The following is a 21,777-nucleotide window of genomic DNA, read 5'->3' as shown; positions in this document are numbered from 1 at the left end:
GAAGGAAGAAAGCATGTCTGAATTAAATGAATTGATCATGGAGCAGCTTCATTGGTTTGTCGTCGGAATGGTCATGATCATCTTGATCTTATGGATAACCTTAATTGTTCAAGGGGCAAAATTGCGCAAGATGAAGCGAAGATACGATGCGATGATGGCAGGCAGCGGGGTAGAAGATATCGAATCGCTGCTGGTCCAATTGAAAATCCAAATGGATGAAATTGAAGAAGGGCATGCCAGTCATCAAAAAATGCTGGATTCCATCAACGGCAGCTTGAAAGGAATGAAATCCAAAGTTGGCATCGTCAGATATAATGCATTTGGCGAGCGGGGGAACGAAATGAGCTTCTCCCTGGCTATCCTGAGTGAGGAGGAGGAAGGAATCGTTCTGACCGGTCTGCATAACCGGGAGAGCTCCTATGTGTACGCCAAACCATTGAAGGATGGGCAATCCAAATATCCATTGTCTCCGGAAGAAAAGGAGGCCGTTACTCTTGCGCTGCAAGAAGGGAAGAACGGTTCCACTCCTTGATCCCTACAAACAGGCAGGTTGCAATAATATCAGATAACCGCATGACCAAGCTTAATCGAGTGTTCTGCAATACGAAGTATTCCATAAAGCCGCCGACATTGACGATTCCCGTGACGTGGATATCGCCAACCGGCGGTAATTCTTTATGTACGCCGGCTCCAGGCTTAAGAGGGCCATCGGCGATCTGAATGGAGCCTACGCTGGTTGATTGGCCTAAGCAGGCGTCAATCCCGATCACAAAAGGGTTATCGAATTTCTCATATATGGCGGTCAGCGTATCCTTCAGATTCATGGCGTGGACAGGCTCGTCCAGCGTCCCGTATAGATGAAACAGCGAACTGTTGTAGCGGGCAAGCGAAGTGCCGACCAGCGGTCCCAGGCAGTCACCGGTGGACCGGTCGGTGCCGATGCAGACAATGACAAGCGGCCGGTGCTGAATACGGGCGTCGGAGAGATGAAAGAGCAAGCGATGTATAATAGCAGAATGGATATTAGGGTCCGTGTGTGGTATTTTTAAGCTGGAAGCCTCCGGGCGAGACGTGATTTTAGATAGACGGTTCATAGAATCTTCCTTTCGTCTGCATTTGGTAGTATCAGTATATGGATGAAAGACTGTTTTTATACTTTGCGTTTTGCTTAAAATGCGATTTAATCATTTCGAGCGGTAGCCGTGCTTTGAATATGTATAGGACATGGACCCGCAGGTGTTCTATGAAATGTTGATTTATTTTAAGAGTTTTATATAAAACCCTTGTTTGCCGGACATGATAATGAGAGATATATACAACTAAAATGATAGGCAGCATGAAGGAGGATTTGGCAGTGGAAGGTGCGATGGTGATCGCATTCGATTCCACCCAGCAGGCGCTGCGCGCGGAAATGCTGCTGGAGTATGCGGATATCGAAATAGATCTGTTCCCTACGCCGAAAGAGATTACGGCTGGCTGTGCATTATCGATTCAATTCCCCTCTGATGCGTTAAAGGATGTTCAAGAGATTATCCGGCTGGAGCATGTGGAGATCCGGGGCATTTTTGCGCTTGATGACAACGAGAGGTATATCAACATCGAAGAGTAAGGGAGGACATCAGGGATGAGGGGCTTTGGTTACTTGTCTGGGGAAACTACAGAAGATGGTGTAGACTTGCAAACGATAGCTGAGGAGGCAGAGGGTTTGAAAGATAAGATCTGGGGATGGTTAACGAATGAGGAGATGTGGATGAATATTCTGTCATCCGGCATTCGGGTAATCATCATATTTATTCTGACGCGTCTCGTGATCCGGGTTGTGTATAAAATGATTGATCAGTTCCTGCTCCGGCAGGAGAAGAGCCGAATCCAGGTGAACTCAAGACGCTTTGTTACAGTAGGGGAATTGTTAAAAAATGTAACCTCCGTCGTATGTAATTTTGTCATGATCTTAATCATTCTGTCGGAGTTCAACTTCAAGCTAGGACCACTGTTGGCTGGTGCCGGTGTACTGGGTCTTGCCATCGGTTTCGGTGCACAGAGTTTGGTGAAGGACGTTATTACCGGATTCTTCATTATATTCGAGGATCAGTTCGCCGTAGGTGACGTGATCAAGAGCGGCGAGTACCGGGGAACGGTCGAAATGATCGGACTGCGCACATCGCGTGTCAGGGGGCTGAACGGGGAAACCTATATTATTCCGAACGGGATGATTACCAGCGTTACGAACTACTCTCTTTCCAACTCGCTCGCGATAGTGGATCTGCCTGTGAAGAACGATCAGCAGGTGAAGGATACGATCACATTGATTCAATCGGCACTTACGGGAATCATGGACCGCCGGCCCGAGGTGCAGCGTACGCCGGATGTGCTTGGGATCCAGTCTTTGACAACGTCGGAATATGTGGTTCGCATCGTAGCCGAGTGTAATCCGAATGCCAGGGAAGCCGTGGAACGCCAGATTTTTACCGATATCAAACAGGCCATTGAAGCACGCGAGCTGGGGCAAGAACGCGCTCAGGGTTGATCTATTCGGTGATCCGATGTTATATAATAGATAATGAAGCGACGAAACAAAAGGGAGCGGTAACCATGGAGCGCAAGGTTTTTCAGTTAGGGGATATCGTTCAGATGAAGAAGCCCCATCCTTGTGGAAATAATGAGATGGAGATTATTCGCATGGGGATGGATATTCGGATTAAATGCACGAAGTGTCAGCACAGCGTGTTGATCCCCCGTGTAAAGTTCGAGAAGAATATGAAGAAGGTTTTACGTTCGGCGCAGGAAGCGGAAGGGGCAGGGGATACACCTTAATATTTCCTCCCCGGAAGCTTCCCAAGCCAGTGTTCATGAAGCCGGTAAGGCGAATCTGATCGAGCAGTTAAAAAGAGATGGAGACAAGCTATTGACCAGATAACGTTTCCATGATATAATCAATCTTGCTGTGGAAAGGTACCCAAGAGGCCCAAGGGGGCTGACTCGAAATCAGCTAGGCGTCGCAAGGCGTGCGTGGGTTCGAATCCCACCCTTTCCGCCACCAATCGTTCTAAGTTCCGCTGTTATGGATGCAGACGATATTGTTACATAAACCGAGGCGTTAAGCTGTACGGACGCCTTTGAATAAAACACCCTCATGCAGGTCAGATGATCTGCCGAGGGTGTTTTTCGTTGTCGAGAGGATGACTCCAGATCAGGAAGCGGACATAAAAAGAAGGGCCCTAATGGGCCCTTCTTTCTGGGTAGGCGGTGCTTGTGAATTGGAATCATTTTATCAGCACTTCTGCGAACCTTGTCAACAGCTTCACTTGTCCTAAAGGTCAAGCACTCGGCTCATTTCCTCAGCTTGCAATTCGTGCGACGATCAGAAACCTTCTGCGTTGTTCAGTTGCAACGTTCAACGGAACCACACCTCTCTCATGCACCGCCTGATTATAATGTGCGCATAAAGGGCTGTTTGTATACATGCTAATTTCAACGAATGACAATTTAGAGTAAATGGTCAGCCTTCATTGCTTGAACGACAGCCATATAGGCAAAGCTCGATCGTGGGGCAGTGCTCAGGATGCAATAGGACGGACGCCGAACAATACCATGCGTCTGGAACACTCCAGGCTGTTACTTAGGCTGCACCCGACGCTTGTTTAACCATACGCGATCATCATTTTGAGTTTCAGGGAAGGTGTCGCCCTTGCTCATTTTAATTTGACGCGGGTTCTCAATGCCCATAATATGGTCTCTAACGCCAACTTCCATATAAATGCCGTTGTTTGGCGCTTTGTCGCCTGCACGAAATTCGGTCTGTTCTCCCATTGTGGAATTCCTCCTCATTATGATGGATGGACTGCATGTATTATCATGCGCCAACAGACCTTAAATCATTGCAGGGAAAGAGAGAAAGGCGCGGTAATAAAGGGAAGAGGGCATGTTTGGTTTCGAAAAGAAACTTGCATCCGATCATCCGTTCTGATATAGTATTATGGTGCGAGTTAGACTCGCTCCTTGCTCTCAACATCGATTGAGGGCCGAAGTCCATAAGGAGGTGAAACATATGCGCAAATATGAAGTGATGTACATTATTCGTCCTGACATTGAACAAGAAGCTGTTCAAGCTGCAGTCGATAAATTCCAAGGCATCATCTCCAACGGCGGAGAAATTACAAAGCATGACGTAATGGGTAAACGCCGTCTTGCGTATGAGATCAAGAAATTCCGTGATGGCGTCTACGTTCTGGTAAACTTCAACGCAACACCTGAAGTTGTAGCTGAGCTTGAGCGTCTCATGAAGATTTCTGACGAAGTCATTCGTTATCTCATCACGAACGACGTTGCTTAATACGGACCAAACTTTGTAATTGATTTCGTTCTAAGGAGGGGATTGGATTGTTGAACCGTGTCATTTTGATTGGCCGACTGACTAAGGATCCCGAGCTGCGATATACTCCTTCAGGTGTTGCTGTAACGCAATTTACACTTGCTGTTGATCGTCCGTTTACCGGACAAGGCGGGGAGCGCGAAGCGGATTTCATTCCGGTCGTGACCTGGAGACAGCTTGCGGAGACTTGTGCAAACTATCTGCGCAAAGGCCGTCTGACGGCTGTAGAAGGGCGCATTCAAGTGCGGAATTACGAGAATAACGAAGGTAAGCGTGTATACGTCACCGAAGTCATTGCCGATAATGTTCGCTTCTTGGAGTCAAACCGTGAAACAAGCGGTGGCGGAGGAAATCGTGAGGAATCATCGTTTAACGGAGGAAGCAACGGCAATAGCGGTGGCGGAAACCGGGGGAACAATAACTACTCGCGAAACAACAATCAGGATCCTTTTTCCGATGAAGGAAAACCGATCGATATTTCGGATGATGATTTGCCATTTTAATACGGAAAGGACTGACAACACATGGCTTTTAAACAAAGAGAAGGCGGAGACAACGACAAAAGACCGGCACGCCGCGGCGGCCGCAACAAGCGTCGTAAAGTATGTTTCTTCACTGTGAACAAAATTACTCACATTGACTATAAAGATACAGACCTGCTCAAGAAATTCATCAGCGAGCGCGGAAAAATCCTGCCTCGTCGTGTAACAGGTACTAGCGCTAAATATCAGCGTGCCCTGACGATTGCGATCAAACGCTCCCGTCAAATCGCATTGCTTCCATACACAACGGAGTAATCCTTTGTGTGTAAAGCGGTTCAGCCTAATCATAGGCTGGGCCGCTTTTTTATTAGGTACAAACTCAAGTGCTTACTTCAACATCTCACAAGGGTTACCTCGGCCATATGCGGTCTGTCGTCGAGTAAGCAATGTCGGCAGATGCTTGCAAGACCACGTCGCTGTCCATTGCGAAATCGTGAAAGCATCCATGTTGAGTGGCAGAGGTTAAATCATATATGAAACAAGAGCAGGGACAAACCACTTCGGTTTCAAACAGGCTTAACCAAATGTTGGGATATAATGTCTTCACGGAAGAATCGTGTCTCCTCAGAGTGTACATTGTTAAAGAGTAGCAGCGATCGATAAATACAAGCCTGGTGTAAAGCTTTCCAGTTTTAAAGCCCTGAAATCATGTCTACTTCGAAAGGACAGTGTCTATTGTAAGCAATACAACGATAAGAACAATGGATGTTCCTACTATAAAGGAATCCTTAAATGTAGGCCGATCGCAAAGTAGGCTGAAAAAATTCCTTCTATTATATATAGGTATCTGTAGCCTTTTAGCATGAAGGGTGGAATGATATTTGTCTAGTATATAGAATGCGATCCTTTTCATATATCGAAAAAAGAGAATGGTACGAGCCTATTTCTTATTCTCGTATGAAGTTTGATGTCTATCGTGTACAAACATGGTATACGAGCATGGCCACGAACCGTGAGGTAAGGAAAATTTAATAATGCGATTACATTAAAATTGCAGAAATTTTTCAATCTGATGATGTCCTCTCCAGGGATACAAGCGTACATAGAGTGGAAGCTCCATGATGTTAGTCTTATTATGCATATTCCTCCTCCATTATCCAAACGATAAAGGAAAAAGGAGGTAGTCGTATGTGCAGAAGATTTTCGCTGTCCGCAGGGCTCGAAGAAGTGAATCAACGCTTTGGCATCCATCGGGTCATGTATTACTACAAGAGCCGGTACAACATTAGTCCTACCCAAACCATGCCGGTCATTGTACAGGAACAGGGGGAGCGGGTACTCGATGAGTATCGGTGGGGCTTGGTTCCATATTGGGGAAAAGACGCGGTCAATGCCGATATTACGACAGTTGATCAGAATCCCACTTATCGCAAAGCGATTGATACGAGACGCTGCGTTATACCTTGCAACGGACTATATTACTGGAGGACGGTCGGCAAACGGAGTTATGCCGTACGGACCGTGATCGGAGAGAATGAAATATTCGGTATGGCGGGCCTATACGAGACATGGCGGGATGCCAGAGGAAATGAAATGAGAACCTGCACGGTTCTGATGACGGATGCAAATGAAGCGATATCGGAGTTCGAAACACGGATGCCGGCAATCTTGTCGGAAGATAACATGGCTAAGTGGCTGGACCCGGAAATCCAGGGAAGGCATGCGGTTCATCCGCTGCTTCATACTTACCGCGGACAGATGCGCATATATCCGGTAACGCCTTTGGTGGCCGACGATACGCATGATCATCAGCAGTGCATTGAAGAAATGGATTTGAAGCTTGCTTGGGTGAAGAACCTGTAGTTCGTAAGTATGAAAGAACGTGGTTGATTTATCTGACATGAAACAGAACATGAAAGCAATCCGGAAGATGCCTCCGGATTGCTTTTTAGGTTTTAGTGCAGTAGAGGAACGAAACCATGAAAGGTAATACCTCCAAACAGGCGTCATCTAATACGGAATTGAAGCTTACGGTTAGGATGAAATATTACATAAAAATGGGCTTTATCTAGATTGAGCAGAGATAGACTAGAAAAGTGTGATATAATTTAACATGAAACTTACCTTTTAGCACTTTTAATCAAGGTTTTAAATCTGAATTAAAATTATTTGTAATATAACATTACATCATTTCAAGAAAACCGAAAGCGATTATAGTTATAAATTGTAAATAAATCTTGATATTACATACATTTTCAGTAAACTAAGGATATACAACGGAGATAAACTTAATTATTAACCTCGAAAACGACGATAAAAACATGATTTTTGAGAAATATGAAAAAAAGTAATTGACGTTACCTAAATTTACACGTATCATAACATTAATTTTATAGGCAAGAAGATATTGCTAGAGACTTTGGCACTAATTGACCAATGGTATATTTTCTGTAAAACTTTCAAGTTATTTCACATCATGCAATGACATCCTAGAGAACGTAACGTTCAGTACCGAAATTATTTAAGGATGATTTCAATATTCGTCCTGATAATTTATATTGCAACAACATTTTTTAAGAGGAGGATTCGCATGAAGAAAAGAATGTCACTCCTGCTGGCAATCATGCTTCTGGCCATCACGGTATTAGCAGCTTGCGGAGGCGGAGGAACAGCAGAACAGCCACCAAGTCAAGGGGATCAAACGGAGCAAACTCCACCAGCTGAAGGCGATGGCGAAGAAACTACAGAACCGCCAGCTGAATCTGGTGACGAAAGCCAAGGCTATTTTGAAGCTGAAGACCCATCTTTGAATCCAGCAACTGCATTGAATCGTAAAGACACGCTTGTTGTCGGTATGACTGCACCTAAAGGGGTATTTAACCCGTTCTACTGGCAGACTGCTTATGACAAATATGTCGTAGACGCTATCTTTGATTCTTTCTTCGCAGTTCAAGGCGACGGAACGTACCAGAACCGTTTGGCGGAAAGCGTAGAAGTTTCCGAGGATAAATTGAAGTACACGTTCAAATTGAAGCCAGGCGTGACGTATTCCGACGGCACTCCTGTTACTGTAAAAGACTATGCTTTTGCAATGAAAGTTTACCATGATTCCAGCTATGACGGCCAATCCGATCTGTTGTCCGTTCATATCAAAGGCGGTAAAGAGTACAACGAAGGCAAAGCTACCGATATCTCCGGTATTAAAGTCATCGACGACAATACCATTGAAATCGAAGTTACCGAAGCAAATGCAATGACAAAGGATAACCTCGGTACGGTTGCTTTTGCACCAGAAGCCTACTATGGCAAAGGTTACAAGCAAGGCAACCTGGAGTACATGAAAGATCTGCACGCTAAACCAATCGGAAGCGGTCAATATGTATTGAAGAGCTACTCCCCAGGTCAAGAGGTAGTACTCGAAGCTAACGCTAACTACTTCCTGGGCGCACCGAAAATCAAGAACGTTATTTACAAGACTACAACTGAAGAAACCAGATTGGCCATGTTCCAATCCGGCGAAATCGATATGGATATGGTTACCGTTAACGAAGACAACGTAGAAGAATTGAAAGGCATGGGCTTCCTGGATGTCAACATCTTCCCAACCAACGGTTACGGATATGTTGCCATGAACCACAATGATCCTAAATTCCAAGACGTTAAGGTTCGTCAAGCATTGATGTACGGTTTGAACCGTGCAGAAGTAGTAGAAATCATCTATGGTCCTTATGCGAACGTATTGAATATTCCACAATCCAGCGTTTCCTGGGCTTACACGGACGAAGGCATTGAGCCGTACGAGTTCGACATGGAAAAAGCGAAGCAGCTTCTTGATGAAGCAGGTTGGGTAGCCGGCGCAGACGGTACTCGCGAAAAAGACGGCAAGAAATTCGAAATTCATTTCTCTGCAACAGCTGACAACCCGGTAATCGATGCTCTGATTCCGGTTATGACGCAAAACTACCAAGAACTTGGCATCAAATTGACTGCTGAAACGTTGGATTTCAACGCTATCATGGATAAGAAGGACAAAGGCGAGTTCGAAATGTTCTTCGCAGCTTGGGGCTTGACTCCGGATCCGGATTCCACGGTTTACATTACAGATGGACAGCAGAACGATATCGGCTTCTCCAATCCAGATTACGATGCAGCTATGAAAAAAGGTCTGAACGCGTTTGATCTTGAAGAACGTAAAGCAGCTTACGCTGAAGCATATCAAGTGCTGAACCAAAACGTTCCGGATCTCTTGATCTATCAAAGACGCGATATGTGGGGTATTAACAGCAGAATCAAAGGCATGGACATCACTCCATACAAAGACTTCACCATCGATCTCTATAAAGCCGAAATTCAACAATAACAGCAGGAAACATATGCTCAGCTCGCAAGAGCTGGGCATATCCACTTATAAGCCGGGAGGAATATTATGAAGCAGTACATTATCCGGAGGCTGCTGCAGATTATCCCGACAATGATCGGGATTTCGATTATCATATTTGCAATATCAGCATTGGTTCCAGGTGACTATATCACTGCAGTGAATAACCCGACGATGACTGCTGAGAAGGCAGCTCAGCTTCGGGAAATTTATGGTTTAGATAAGCCGCCAGTAGAGCGTTATCTTACATGGGTCGGCAATATGCTGAAGGGTAATCTCGGAGATTCCCTTGTGCACAAACAACCTGTTACAACCGTTATGGGCAATTATGTATGGAACTCCTTTTTCATCGCTATTTTCAGTTTGATATTGAGTTGGGTTATTGCTATTTTTGCCGGCGTATTCTCGGCTAAATTCCAGTATTCTTTATTCGATAAAATCATTACGCTATTAATCTTTTTATGTATGTCACTGCCCTCTTTCTTCATCGGACTTCTTCTCATCAAATTTTTGGCGTTGGATCTAGGGTGGTTCCCGGTTGGCGGTATGAAGACATCCGGAATGAATGGAAATACGTGGGAACAATTGGTTGATATCGCTTGGCATATGTTCTTGCCGGTTACGGTACTCACGATGCTTAGCACAGGCAGCTTGACGCGGTATTTCCGTACAAGCATGCTGGAGGTTATTCGTCAGGATTACATCCGGACGGCTCGTGCTAAGGGGCTGAAAGAACGTACGGTAATTTTCAAGCATGCTCTGCGTAATGCAATGCTTCCTGCGATCACCCTGATGGGCTTTGAGCTGCCAGCTTTGTTTGGCGGCGCCATCATCATGGAGAAAATTTTCATTTGGCCAGGGGTCGGTCAAGTTTATCTGGAATCGATCAATATGCGGGACTATCCGTTCATGCTTGGTTTCACGGTGTTCATATCCGTACTGACACTTCTGGGCAACCTGTTGTCTGACGTTCTGTATGGAACTGCAGATCCAAGAATTCGCTTAAAGTAGGAGGAGATTCATTTGTCCGCAGAGGCTGCACCATTAAAAACGAATCTACCAGTACCGAAGAAGCAGCCGGATTCCCCGTGGCGGATCGCTATTCGCCGTTTTTCCAGAAACCGTCTTGCTGTCATCGGACTTATCATAATCGTATTTATGTTTTTGCTGTGTTTTATTGGTCCATTGTTCTCGCCATACTCACTGTATGACTACAGTGTAAAAGATAAAAACTTGCCTCCAAGCTCCAAATATTGGCTAGGCACGGATAAGCTCGGCCGCGACGTTCTTCTGCGTATGATGCTTGCAGGCCGGATTTCCCTGACGGTCGGTCTTGTCGCAACGGGTATCTCGGTCATCGTGGGGGCGACGCTTGGCGCGCTGGCCGGGTTCTATCGAAAATGGGTCGATACTCTGATTATGCGTATTGCCGATATATTTATGGCGATTCCGACGCTCCCGATCCTGATCATTTTGGGCGCGGTGCTGTCAGACTTAAAGGTTGATCCTTCTGAGCGAATCTATTTCTTGATGTTGATTATAGGTATCTTAGGCTGGAGTGGAATTTCCCGCCTTGTACGCGGACAAATATTGACGCTACGTGAACAAGAGTTTATGCAGGCAACGGAAGCGCTGGGACTTAAAGACCGACGCAAAATTTTCCGCCATCTGCTGCCGAATACAATTCCGATTATTATCGTATCCGCAACGCTTGGCGTAGCCGGAGCCATTATTTACGAATCGGCGTTAAGCTTCTTGGGAGTTGGGGTCGTTCCGCCAACACCTTCTTGGGGGAACATGATCTCGGCCGCAAACAGTTTGATTGATTTCCGTAAGCGGCCGTGGCTGTGGATACCGCCAGGCATGTGTATTCTTGTTACCGTAGTTGCAATCAACTTGATCGGTGACGGGCTTCGCGACGCACTTGACCCGAAAATGAAGAAGTAGGAGATGCGAATATGGCAAAAGAATTAGTAGAATTCCGCAATTTAAAAACGCATTTTCAAACCTCCGCAGGCACCGTGAAAGCCGTCGACGATGTTAGCTTCAAAATCCGTGAAGGTGAAACACTGTGCGTGGTGGGTGAGTCGGGCTGTGGTAAGAGCGTAACAGCCATGTCTCTTATGCGTTTGATCGATACACCTCCGGTGGGAGGAGAAATCCTGTATGAAGGCAAGGATCTGCTGAAGATGAGCAAGCGCGAGATGAGCTTGATTCGCGGCAACGATATCGCCATGATCTTCCAGGAACCCATGACCTCGCTCAACCCGGTATTAACGATCGGGGAGCAGATTGTGGAGCCGATCCTGCTTCATCAGCTCGTTAACCGTAAAGAAGCAAAACAACGCGCCATCGATCTGATTAATTTGGTTGGAATCCCGCGTGCGGAGAAGATTTTCGACTCTTATCCGCATGAGCTCAGCGGCGGTATGCGTCAACGGATCATGATCGCGATTGCCCTTAGCTGTAATCCGAAGCTGCTGATCGCGGATGAGCCTACAACCGCGCTTGACGTTACGATTCAGGCCCAGATCTTGGATTTGATGCGTGACATTAAGGGTAAACTCAACACTTCGATTATGCTTATTACGCATGACCTAGGCGTTGTTGCCGAGATGGCGGATTATGTTGTTGTTATGTATGCAGGCAAAGTCATAGAAGAAGCGCCGGTCATCGAGCTGTTCAAACAACCGAAGCATCCATATACCAAAGGTCTTCTGAAGGCCAAGCCGGTCATTAATCAGACGCAAGAACGTCTGTATTCGATTCCGGGACAAGTGCCTAACCCGGTAGATCTTGGAGACAACTGTCATTTCCATGATCGCTGCGAATTCTGCATGCAGATCTGCAAGGAGAAAACGCCTCCGCTCGGTACGGATCCTAACGGCCATAAGGTCGCTTGCTGGCTGTATGAAGAGGAGGGGAAAGCCTAATGAGTCAAGCACTGATCGAAATAGACGGTTTGAAGAAATACTTTCCCATCACCGGCGGCGTATTTCAACGAACCGTGGGCAATGTAAGGGCCGTTGACGGAGTCAGCTTTACCATCAACAAAGGCGAATCCTTCGGGCTCGTAGGTGAATCGGGCTGCGGCAAGAGCACCATTGGACGAACCATTCTTCGATTGCTGGAAAAAACGGAAGGCAAAGTCATCTTTAATGGTACCGACATCCATTCCTTGTCCAAGGAGAAGATGCGTGCCTTGCGTCCGAAGATGCAGATCGTATTCCAGGATCCATTCAGCTCGCTGAATCCAAGAATCAAAGTGGGCGAAGCCATCGGCGAAGCACTCATTGACCATGGGTTGGTTAATCGTAAGGAACTTAAAGACCGCGTGATTGAAACGCTGGAAATTTGCGGCCTTGCCGCCTATCATTACGATCGGTATCCGCATGAATTCTCCGGCGGACAGCGTCAACGGATCGGGATTGCCCGCGCGTTGATTCTGAATCCCGACTTTATCGTCGCGGATGAGCCGGTATCTGCACTGGATGTATCGATTCAAGCTCAAATCATCAACTTGTTAAGTGATTTGCAGCGCGAGAAGCAGCTGACTTACTTGTTCATTTCTCATGATCTCAGTGTTGTAGAGCATTTGTGCAACCGAATTGGGGTAATGTATCTGGGATCGATGGTAGAATTGGCAAGCAAGGAAGAGCTGTTCCGCAACCCGCTGCATCCTTATACGAAAGCTTTGCTGTCTGCCGTGCCGGTACCGGATCCAACGCTGAAGCGTGACCGGATCGTACTGAAAGGCGACATTCCAAGCCCGGCAAACCCGCCTTCAGGCTGCAAATTCCACACGCGCTGCCCGCTGGCTTCAGACCTGTGCAAACAGCAAGTGCCGGAATACCGCAATGTAGGAAATGATCACTTTGTTGCTTGTCACTACGCTTAATAGGACTCTTCATATCCAGGTTTTCTGACAGCAATCAGCGTGATGAATAGAAGATTTACAGATTCATAGAAGGACTTCCTATCGTCTGCGGACGGTTGGAGGTCTTTTTCGTTTTCCTGACACATTCGTTTTATTTACAAAAATTTCTAAACAGAAAATTTTAAAAAAAAGCAGACCAAATGCCTCTTTCAACCGTCTATAACTATGGAGGGCTAATTCTATGAAAAAACGGTGGCTTTGGCTGGTCATGATGTTGCTAATTATCGTCCCCATAGGGGCGGTTGTCATAGGAAATATAGAACGAGCGGGGTTTAAACCGAAGGTTGACGCGCGAGCCGTCGTCTTAATGGATTTAAACACCGGGCGTATTTTGCTCAGCGAGAATGGCGACGTACCCTTACCGCCTGCTAGCATGTCCAAGCTGATGACCGAATTGGTCATCCTCGATGATATTAAGACCGGGAAGAGATCCTGGGACGATGAAGTCAAGATAAGCGATACGGCAAGCGACGTCAGAGGCGTTAAAATCGCCTTGAAGTCCGGCGAAATATTGACGGTTCGCGAATTGTTCCAGAGCATAACGGTTTATTCCGCCAATGATGCGTCCGTGGCGCTTGCCGAGCATTTTGCGGGCTCCGAGGAAGCGTTCGTTCGGAAGATGAATGCCAAGGCCAAAGAGATTGGCTTATCCAGCGCGACCCGTTTCGTGAACGCATCAGGCGTCGAGCAGGGCACTGCCAATGGTCACGCCTGGTCCTCGGATGGAGAAACGGTAATGACCGCAGAAGATACGGCTAAACTAGCCGCGCATCTCATTAGAAGCCATCCGGATATACTAAGCACTTCCAGCAAAACGCAGACGAAGATAAGCGGACGCAATTTATATTTGAGCAACACCAATTGGATGCTGCCCTCGCTTGGCGGCCCTTATTCCTACGAAGGCACCGATGGATTAAAAGCAGGGTACACGGCGAATGCAGGGTACTGCTTTACGGGAACAGCCGAGAAGCAAGGCAGCCGGCTTATTGCCGTTGTCATGGGTACCGAATCCAAAGAAGCAAGGTTTGAAGAGACGCGAAAGCTGTTCGATTACGGATTTTCCAAGACCTTGACGTGGAGAGAGCGGCTGGACGACTGGTTCCAATATTCGGGAACCGCAGCCGCTCTTCAGCATGAGAACAGACCGGTTTAACGGATCAATGAAGATTTGGTAGATTTATAGAACTGCCCGTGAAGGGTTCACATTTGACAATATTCTGGTTTACAATAGATGATGTGTTGCAACTGGCCTACTAGTATGAAGTGAGTCAACGGGAGGAGTTCCCGTTTAATAAGAGAGGAGGGTGAGCCAAACAGCTTAGGGTGCAAGCAAAGGCCTTTAACGATCTGACTTATCCATTAATTTATTTTATAATAAAGAAGGAATTGAACTCATGAAGAGGAAATCATTATATATTACGCTCGCTATTGTCATATTGCTGGGCTCATCCGCATTTCTGTTTAGAACGCAGCTTGCGGTCGTGGCATTTGATCTGTTTATGGCAAAGGACGTAGAGGAATCGTTACAGAAATCGTATAAGCCGCTCCAGAGCGACAAGACGCCTGAACCGGTCGTACTCCAGAGCAAGCCGTTCTCGGTCATGCTGCTGGGAAGCGACCAGCGGGAAGACGAGCCAGCCCGTTCGGACACGTTGATCTATGCGGTTGTACGTCCCATGGAGTCCAAAGTGCTCCTAATCTCGGTACCGCGGGATACGTACGTCGATATTATCGGCAAGGACAAGAAAGACAAGATCAACCATGCGTTTGCATATGGCGGTCATCAAATGGCGAAAGATACGATGGAAGCATTTTTCGATGAGGAACTTGATTATTATGCCTCCATTAATTTTCAAGGTTTGAAGGATGTCGTTGACGCCCTTGGCGGCGTTGAGCTGCCGATCCGCAAGGATATCGTCAACAAAGGCAGGGATCATGAGAAGTTCACGATTGAAGCCAACAAACCGATTTACAATGGCGAGGAAGCCTTGAATTATGTCCGTTATCGTGAAGATAGCGACTTTAATCGGGCGAAGAGACAGCAGGTATTTTTGGATGTAGCGGCTAAGCGGGTCATGAAGCTGGATCAGATCGGCAAGGTGCCTGAACTGATCGAGATTATGGGAGATAATTTCCAAACCGATATGCAGCCTAAATTCATTATCGACCTGGCGAAGCAGATGCTGACCGGGGGCAAAGTGGATATGACCAGCTATACGATCATGGGAGAAGGCATGAAAATTAACGGCATCTATTATAATGAGGCCGACATGGAGGACGTGCAGGAAGCCCGCGACCTAATCGACAACTGGATGAACCCGGATACGCCGGCAGACCAGCTGCTGCAGCCTAAAGATGCAGAGAAACAGAAATTGCAATAACATAAACACCGGTACATCCGGATGATGTCATAGTACGTTGCTTCATCTCAATCAGCAGTCCGGATTGCCTGGCTGCTGATTTTGTGCCCTATACAAGGGAATCGAAACGACGGAGTTAACGTATGTATGAGTATGGATAGGGGAAGGAGTAACCTGCATACCAAGCTTTTGGATCAGGAAGGTTACTTAACATGACTCCATGAGGTTGGAGTCATAAGGAGGATAATGCATTATGAATATCGCTTTTTTTCTATTACCGAAGCAGGAAGTGATTTGTTTAACGCTGGACTCCACGCTCAGGCAGACGCTGGAACGGATGGAGTTTCACCGGTACACGGCGGTGCCCGTGCTGGATAAGAACGGTCAATATGCAGGCACCGTAACCGAAGGAGATCTGTTATGGCATATGAAGAACTCGGAAGGCAAAATCACTTTTGAGAACGCTTCGAAATTTTTGCTGAAGGATGTTCCGTTCCGCATGGATATCAAGCCGGTATCGATTGATGCCCGGATGGAGGATCTGATTAATTTGGCCAAGGTACAGAACTTTGTGCCGGTGGTGGACGACATGAACCGATTTATCGGGATTGTCCGCAGAAGCCTTATCATCGAGTACTGTGAACGCTTTGTTTCCAAGGAGACGATGGAATCCCAAGGGGCAACATAATCATGTAGGAACGCAAACAACAAAGGGCGTGGGACCACGGGGACATCGTGGGTAACACGTCCTATTTCTATAGAGACGGGGCTGCAGCCGGCATGCAGGGGGAATAACCGGTGGCCATTTGGAGTACAAAGAGAAGGTAAGTTATCTCCGCCACGGGGACTAAGGTTGGACAGGGTGCCCCGGGGCCTTTGTGTGGGCGGCTTTTTTTTATGCTATAATTGAGAATAAAGCTGTTTTCAGGGAGAGATGGATATGCCGAATATGCCGAAGGACTTGGATGTAGCGAAACGCGCCAAAGTGATTGAATGGCTTAAAACCGAAGTAATTGATCATGTATCCCGGTTATTCAAAGCTCTATGGGAAGGCAGCACTACAAAGGTTGGAGACAGTTTGGCAAGCCTGATGATGAGCTCCTACATACTGGGCCGAAGGCTCGGCTTGACCTATCGGGATTTGGACGATCTCTTGTTGGAGAAATTGAAAAAGCATAAGCAGGAAGGACATCAGCTGGAGGATTGGTACCAGGATATTTCCGCGCTCGAAGAACATTTGCGTAAGAGGTGAACATATTGAAATTGCGCTGGACTACGGCGGTATGGAGCGTTGTATATTTGCTGCTGCTGCTGTCACTACTCACACCCTTTTCGATCGTAACGGCTTTCTTATTGGTTCTGCCGGTTGCGATTCTGTTTACGGCTTTGAATACAAAATCATTTATCATGCATGTGGTGCCGGTGTGGCTGATTGCTCTTCTGATTCATCCCATTTATTTACTGCTTGCGATCTATTTTGCGATTCCGGGGATCGTGATGGGGTATTTATACCGGAAACGGAAGGCAGCCATGCAGGTGTTGAAGTATGGCATGGCCGTCATGCTGGTGGAACTGCTTGTCCTGCTGATGATCAGCACGGCCTTCTTCCAATTGAATCTGTCGGAATATGTGGATGAGATCGTAAAGATGACGACCGCTCCGCTCACCGAGATGGGTGTTGAAGGCGGCCTGGGCGGCCAGTTCCTTGGCACCGAACTCGATACACAACTCATTAAAGATCAAACGATGCGTTTGGTTCCGTTCGCGATGATTATCAGCTCGTTCCTTATGACGGTGGTCACACATGCTTTGGCACGGCCCACCCTCAACAGCATGGGCTTATCCGTGCCGCGGCTGAAGCCGGCCAGAGAATGGATGCTCCCGCGTTCCCTGATCTGGTACTACCTGCTCATTTTCTTCATCAACATAGCAACCGTCAATTCGGACAATACCTTCATGAAGATGATAGTAGCCAACGCTACGCCGTTGCTGCAGATCTGCTTCATGATTCAAGCGCTAAGCTTCTTCTATTATCTGGCACACGAGCGGAAGTGGCATCCGATCGCGCCGCTTTTGACGGCCATACCGATTGTTCTGTTCCCGCCGGCAATGATTATCGGAATCCTGGATCTGGCGTTCCCACTTCGTCAGGCATTTAGTAAAAACAAAAGATAGGGTGATGAGTCATGCCTAAATTTCTGCAGAAACGCTGGCACGGCTATCATACCGTCTGGGCGTTTGCGCTGGTGCTTCTGCTTGTTATTTTTCTATCGTTCTACAATACGATTCTGGGGCTGGTCGGGCTGCTGCTTGCGGTGGTAGGCGGCTACGCGATGCTGAAGGCGGAGATGAAGTTTCGCCGCGAGCTGGTGGATTATATCGGAGATCTGTCGTTTCGGATTCAGCGGGTCGAGGGCGAAGCGGTCAGCGTGCTGCCATTTGGCATTGTGCTGTACAGCGAGGATAAGACCGTGGAATGGCATAACCGATTCGTAGTCAATATGTTTCCCCAACAGCCGCTGGTGGGCGCTTCCTTGCAGGAGCTGTTCCCCGAGCTGGTGACAGCGCTAAAGGAAATCCAGGAGAAGAAGGATGGCAAAGAGAAGCCGCCGAAGGAAATTCGGCTGGAGATTTCCCATGAGGATAAGTACTATGGAGCCACGGTCATTCCGGATGAGCGACTCATTTATCTGGATGAGATCACCGAGCTGGCAGTGCTCAGGCAGCGGTACGAGGATGAGCGGCTGGCCTTGGGCATTATCATGATGGATAACATCGATGAGGCCTCGCAGGGAATGGATGATCAACAGCGGACGGCACTCATTGCAAAGGTCACCAGCGAGATTACGAATTGGGCCCGGGAGTTCAACGTCTACTTACGGAGGCTCTCCTCGGACCGCTATTTGATGATGCTGAACCACAGGTCGCTCGATGCGCTGGAGAATAGCCGTTTTCTCATCCTGGACGAAGTCCGGGAGATGACGGCCGATCTGAAGGTACCGCTTACGCTGAGCGTCGGTCTTGCCTTCGGTTCAGACGATATCACGGAGCTGGGGCAGCTTGCCCAATCCAGTCTGGATATGGCACTGGGCCGGGGCGGAGATCAGGCCGCTGTCAAAGCCGGCCAAAGGCTCTCCTTCTATGGCGGTAAATCCAACGCGGTAGAGAAACGAACGCGCGTAAGAGCGCGAGTCATTTCCCATGCGCTGCGCGATTTGATGCAGGAGAGCGACAAAGTGATCATCATGGGCCACAAGCTGCCGGATATGGACGTGGTCGGCGCTGCGATCGGCATCCTGAAAGCAGCCCAAATGTATAAAGTCGAGGCTTATATCGTGATGGAGGGAATGAATCCGTCCATTTCGAGGATTATGGAAGAGGTCCGCAAGGATGAAGCCTTGATGAGCCGATTCATCTCGACCGAACAATCGATGCAGATGATGACGGAGCACACGCTGCTCGTTGTCGTGGATACCCATAAAGCCTCCATGACGATGGAGCCGAGGCTGGTTCATCGCGCAAGCCGGGTGGTCGTGATGGATCATCACCGGCGCGGCGAAGAATTTATTAATGACGCGGTGCTGATCTATCTTGAGCCGTATGCCTCTTCAACCTGCGAGCTGGTGACGGAGGTGCTGCAGTATATTCACGACCGGGTATCCCTTACTCCGGTTGAGGCCACGGCATTGCTGGCAGGGATTACGGTGGATACCAAGCATTTTGCCCTCCACACGGGATCGAGAACGTTCGAGGCGGCCGGGTTCCTGCGGCGTCACGGAGCTGACACCATGATGATTCAGCGGGTGCTCAAGGAAGATCTGACAGAATTTATAGCGAAGGCAGAAATCGTGAAACATGCTAAAATGGTATTTGACCATATCGCTATCGCGGTGGCGAAGAGCGGGGAGCCCATGCCGCAGCTGCTCATTGCTCAAGTGGCGGATATGCTGCTGAATATGACGGATGTGCAGGCATCCTTTGTCATTAGCGAGCGCACCGACGGCAAGATTGGCATTAGCGCCCGTTCGATGGGCAAGATGAATGTTCAGATGATTATGGAACGTCTCGGGGGAGGCGGACATTTAACGAACGCCGCAGTACAACTGGATACGACGCCTGAGAAAGCCGAGGAGAAGTTGATGGAGGTACTGAAGGACATCGAAGCGAAAGAGGGGTTATTTGAATGAAAGTCATTTTCATAAAAGATATGAAGGGCCAAGGCAAGAAAGGCGAAGTGAAGGAAGTTTCGGAAGGATATGCAACAAACTTCCTGATTCCGCGGGGAGTCGCTCGTCCGGCTACCGACGGGAACATGAAAACGCTGGAGCAGCAGCAGGCCTCCGAGGAGAAGCGCAAGGCGCAGGAGAAGGAAGAGGCGCAGGCGCTCGGCAAGAAGCTGGAAGAGATGACGGTGGTCCTGAAAGCCAAAGCTGGAGAGGGCGGACGTCTGTTCGGCGCCATTACCAGCAAACAAATTGCGGAAGCATTGGCAGGACAGAAGATCAAAATCGACAAACGCAAAATTGAGCTTAGCGATCCGATCCGCAGCCTGGGCGTTACCCAGGTTCCGGTGAAGCTGCATCCTGACGTCAAGGCGACGCTCAAGGTTCAAATTACGGAGGAGTAATATGGGAGGAGAACTCTATTTCGATCGGGTCCCCCCGCAGAACCTTGAGGCAGAGCAGGCCGTGCTCGGTGCCATTTTGCTGCAGAGTGAAGCGCTGATCACGGCGATGGAGCGGGTGCAGGCTGAGGACTTCTACGATAAATCACATCAGATGATTTATGAAGTCATGGTGCAGCTCGGGGAAGGCAATCAACCGATCGATCTGGTGACCCTTACATCTCTTCTGCAAGATAAAGGACAGCTGGAAGAGATCGGTGGAGTCAGCTATTTAGCGAAGCTGGCTCATGCCGTCCCGACGGCTGCGAACGTGGATTATTACGCCCAAATCATCGAAGAGAAATCGATGCTGCGGCGTTTGATCCGAACGGCAACCCAGATTGTCAGTGAAGGCTATACCGGAGGAGAAGATGTATCCGGTATGCTCAGCGAGGCGGAGCGCCGCATACTCGAGATCTCCAATCGACGCACGGGCAGCGGGTTTATTGCGATTCGCGACGTGCTGATGGAAGTCTTCGAGAAGGTGGAGGTCCTTCATCAGAACCGGGGGAATACGACAGGGATTCCTTCCGGCTTTGTGGATCTGGACAAAATGACAAGCGGATTCCAGCGCAACGACTTGATTATCGTGGCGGCCCGTCCTTCCGTAGGTAAAACGGCCTTCGCACTGAATATCGCCCAGAACGTGGCCATTCGCGCCAAAGAAACGGTAGCCATCTTCAGTCTGGAGATGTCCGCGCCACAGCTCGTTCAGCGTATGATCTGTGCCGAGGCGAACCTCGATGCGGGCGTGATGCGGAATGGCGATTTCAAAGGCGACGAAGATTGGTCCAAGCTAACGATGGGCATCGCCGCTTTATCCGAGGCGGAGATTTACATTGATGATACACCTGGCGTCACGGTAGCCGATATCCGTGCGAAATGCCGCCGTTTGAAAAAAGAGAAGGGGCTCGGCATGATTCTGATCGATTACCTCCAGCTCATTCATGGGCGCGGCAAGCCCGGAGAGAACCGGCAGCAGGAGGTATCCGAGATTTCGCGTACGCTCAAACAAATTGCCCGTGAGCTCGAAGTGCCGGTCATCGCGCTGTCGCAGCTCAGCCGGGGCGTGGAGCAGCGTCAGGACAAGCGTCCGATGATGAGTGACCTCCGGGAATCCGGTTCGATCGAGCAGGATGCCGATATCGTTGCGTTCTTATACCGGGATGATTATTACAATCAGGAAACCGAGAAGAAGAATATCATCGAGATCATCATTGCCAAACAGCGTAATGGTCCGGTAGGCACAGTGGAATTGGTCTTCCTGAAGAACTTTAATAAATTCGTCAATTACGAGCGAACGCATGCCGATGCCTTTGCCGCCGGGTAACGACGGTATTCACCCTTAGCCGGGCTTTCATGTTTGCTTAATGAAACAGGAAGCTTCTAAACTAAAGTTCGGAGATCGGGCCAATACCTGCCGCTCGCTGTAAGTATAGGGCATTTCTTAAGATATCAAGTATAAACTTCGAAGCTTGAGCCTTCCTGATATCGCAAGAAAAACTTCCTCTAACCGAGGTCTGTCTTCTGAGAAAGTACGTCGACAGTCGTTTTTCTTATGGCAGTTCCCCGAATAATACGGTTA

At 48.1% G+C, this 21,777-nt stretch carries 23 protein-coding genes and 1 tRNA gene; 22 read left to right on the top strand and 2 right to left on the bottom strand.

Going from position 1 to position 21,777, the window contains the following annotated elements; translation table 11 throughout:
• Window positions 1–13: 13 nt before the first annotated feature.
• Entirely contained in the window at window positions 14–532 is a 519-nt protein-coding gene (locus GYMC10_RS31415; RefSeq protein ID WP_015738124.1) for a DUF4446 family protein, read from the top strand.
• Here GYMC10_RS31415 and yyaC read toward each other — a convergent pair.
• Window positions 489–1,094, bottom strand: a complete 606-nt coding sequence (gene yyaC / locus GYMC10_RS31410) for a spore protease YyaC (RefSeq protein ID WP_015738123.1) — start codon at window positions 1,092–1,094, stop codon at window positions 489–491. The genes GYMC10_RS31415 and yyaC overlap by 44 nt on opposite strands.
• A 260-nt stretch (window positions 1,095–1,354) precedes the next feature.
• Between yyaC and GYMC10_RS31405 the strand changes: the two genes are divergently transcribed.
• The 4 genes from GYMC10_RS31405 to GYMC10_RS31390 all read left to right on the top strand — a co-directional run bounded on the left by GYMC10_RS31405 (window position 1,355) and on the right by GYMC10_RS31390 (window position 3,037).
• The gene (locus GYMC10_RS31405; RefSeq protein ID WP_015738122.1) at window positions 1,355–1,609 is read left to right on the top strand and encodes a DUF3343 domain-containing protein; all 255 of its coding nucleotides are present in this window, start codon (window positions 1,355–1,357) and stop codon (window positions 1,607–1,609) included.
• A 15-nt stretch (window positions 1,610–1,624) separates the two neighbouring features.
• Window positions 1,625–2,527 carry a mechanosensitive ion channel family protein gene (locus GYMC10_RS31400; protein WP_015738121.1) on the top strand — a complete coding sequence of 301 codons (903 nt, stop codon included), beginning with the start codon at window positions 1,625–1,627 and terminating at the stop codon, window positions 2,525–2,527.
• Window positions 2,528–2,592: 65 nt separating this feature from the next.
• On the top strand, window positions 2,593–2,814 hold the full coding sequence (locus tag GYMC10_RS31395) for a DUF951 domain-containing protein (protein ID WP_015738120.1): 222 nt from the start codon (window positions 2,593–2,595) through the stop codon (window positions 2,812–2,814).
• A 132-nt stretch (window positions 2,815–2,946) separates the two neighbouring features.
• Window positions 2,947–3,037: transfer RNA gene (locus GYMC10_RS31390), tRNA-Ser, on the top strand.
• Between the two features lie 578 nt (window positions 3,038–3,615).
• Here the strand turns inward: GYMC10_RS31390 and GYMC10_RS31385 are convergent.
• The gene (locus tag GYMC10_RS31385; protein WP_015738119.1) at window positions 3,616–3,810 is read right to left on the bottom strand and encodes a YjzC family protein; all 195 of its coding nucleotides are present in this window, start codon (window positions 3,808–3,810) and stop codon (window positions 3,616–3,618) included.
• 238 nt (window positions 3,811–4,048) lie between these two features.
• On the opposite strand from GYMC10_RS31385, the gene rpsF reads away from it, so the two are divergent.
• The 17 genes from rpsF to dnaB all read left to right on the top strand — a co-directional run bounded on the left by rpsF (window position 4,049) and on the right by dnaB (window position 21,522).
• Window positions 4,049–4,333 carry a 30S ribosomal protein S6 gene (rpsF, locus tag GYMC10_RS31380; protein WP_009591503.1) on the top strand — a complete coding sequence of 95 codons (285 nt, stop codon included), beginning with the start codon at window positions 4,049–4,051 and terminating at the stop codon, window positions 4,331–4,333.
• Between the two features lie 47 nt (window positions 4,334–4,380).
• Window positions 4,381–4,875, top strand: a complete 495-nt coding sequence (ssb, locus tag GYMC10_RS31375; RefSeq protein WP_015738118.1) for a single-stranded DNA-binding protein — start codon at window positions 4,381–4,383, stop codon at window positions 4,873–4,875.
• 21 nt (window positions 4,876–4,896) lie between these two features.
• On the top strand, window positions 4,897–5,169 hold the full coding sequence (rpsR, locus tag GYMC10_RS31370; RefSeq protein WP_006207333.1) for a 30S ribosomal protein S18: 273 nt from the start codon (window positions 4,897–4,899) through the stop codon (window positions 5,167–5,169).
• 873 nt (window positions 5,170–6,042) lie between these two features.
• Window positions 6,043–6,717: an SOS response-associated peptidase gene (locus tag GYMC10_RS31365; RefSeq protein ID WP_015738116.1), complete on the top strand. Its 675-nt coding sequence runs from the start codon at window positions 6,043–6,045 to the stop codon at window positions 6,715–6,717.
• 727 nt (window positions 6,718–7,444) lie between these two features.
• Window positions 7,445–9,214, top strand: a complete 1,770-nt coding sequence (locus tag GYMC10_RS31360; protein ID WP_015738114.1) for an ABC transporter substrate-binding protein — start codon at window positions 7,445–7,447, stop codon at window positions 9,212–9,214.
• A 66-nt stretch (window positions 9,215–9,280) separates the two neighbouring features.
• The gene (locus tag GYMC10_RS31355) at window positions 9,281–10,243 is read left to right on the top strand and encodes an ABC transporter permease (protein WP_015738113.1); all 963 of its coding nucleotides are present in this window, start codon (window positions 9,281–9,283) and stop codon (window positions 10,241–10,243) included.
• A gap of 12 nt (window positions 10,244–10,255) precedes the next feature.
• Window positions 10,256–11,179 (top strand): oligopeptide ABC transporter permease, encoded by a 924-nt coding sequence (gene opp4C, locus GYMC10_RS31350; RefSeq protein ID WP_015738112.1) that lies wholly within the window; start codon window positions 10,256–10,258, stop codon window positions 11,177–11,179.
• An 11-nt stretch (window positions 11,180–11,190) separates the two neighbouring features.
• On the top strand, window positions 11,191–12,165 hold the full coding sequence (locus GYMC10_RS31345) for an ABC transporter ATP-binding protein (protein WP_009591511.1): 975 nt from the start codon (window positions 11,191–11,193) through the stop codon (window positions 12,163–12,165).
• Window positions 12,165–13,130: an ABC transporter ATP-binding protein gene (locus GYMC10_RS31340; RefSeq protein ID WP_015738111.1), complete on the top strand. Its 966-nt coding sequence runs from the start codon at window positions 12,165–12,167 to the stop codon at window positions 13,128–13,130. Before GYMC10_RS31345 ends, GYMC10_RS31340 begins: the two co-directional genes overlap by 1 nt.
• 220 nt (window positions 13,131–13,350) lie before the next feature.
• Window positions 13,351–14,322 carry a D-alanyl-D-alanine carboxypeptidase family protein gene (locus GYMC10_RS31335; protein ID WP_015738110.1) on the top strand — a complete coding sequence of 324 codons (972 nt, stop codon included), beginning with the start codon at window positions 13,351–13,353 and terminating at the stop codon, window positions 14,320–14,322.
• 241 nt (window positions 14,323–14,563) lie between these two features.
• On the top strand, window positions 14,564–15,550 hold the full coding sequence (locus tag GYMC10_RS31330) for an LCP family protein (RefSeq protein WP_015738109.1): 987 nt from the start codon (window positions 14,564–14,566) through the stop codon (window positions 15,548–15,550).
• A gap of 232 nt (window positions 15,551–15,782) precedes the next feature.
• Window positions 15,783–16,217: a CBS domain-containing protein gene (locus tag GYMC10_RS31325; protein ID WP_009591456.1), complete on the top strand. Its 435-nt coding sequence runs from the start codon at window positions 15,783–15,785 to the stop codon at window positions 16,215–16,217.
• A gap of 261 nt (window positions 16,218–16,478) precedes the next feature.
• A complete protein-coding gene (locus tag GYMC10_RS31320; protein WP_175320760.1) occupies window positions 16,479–16,781 on the top strand; it encodes a MazG-like family protein in 303 nt (100 codons plus the stop codon).
• A 5-nt stretch (window positions 16,782–16,786) separates the two neighbouring features.
• A complete protein-coding gene (locus GYMC10_RS31315; RefSeq protein WP_009591515.1) occupies window positions 16,787–17,704 on the top strand; it encodes a DUF2232 domain-containing protein in 918 nt (305 codons plus the stop codon).
• Between the two features lie 11 nt (window positions 17,705–17,715).
• Window positions 17,716–19,716, top strand: coding sequence for a DHH family phosphoesterase (locus GYMC10_RS31310; RefSeq protein ID WP_015738108.1), 2,001 nt, complete (start codon window positions 17,716–17,718; stop codon window positions 19,714–19,716).
• Entirely contained in the window at window positions 19,713–20,156 is a 444-nt protein-coding gene (gene rplI / locus GYMC10_RS31305; RefSeq protein ID WP_015738107.1) for a 50S ribosomal protein L9, read from the top strand. The genes GYMC10_RS31310 and rplI overlap by 4 nt, the downstream gene beginning before the upstream one ends.
• 1 nt (window position 20,157) lies before the next feature.
• Window positions 20,158–21,522 carry a replicative DNA helicase gene (gene dnaB / locus GYMC10_RS31300; protein ID WP_015738106.1) on the top strand — a complete coding sequence of 455 codons (1,365 nt, stop codon included), beginning with the start codon at window positions 20,158–20,160 and terminating at the stop codon, window positions 21,520–21,522.
• Window positions 21,523–21,777: the final 255 nt, after the last annotated feature.

Source organism: Paenibacillus sp. Y412MC10 (assembly GCF_000024685.1).
GTDB classification, from domain to species: Bacteria; Bacillota; Bacilli; order Paenibacillales; family Paenibacillaceae; genus Paenibacillus_AQ; species Paenibacillus_AQ lautus_A.
Note: the sequence above shows the minus strand (reverse complement) of the source record. Positions and strands in the feature narration are given on the sequence as shown.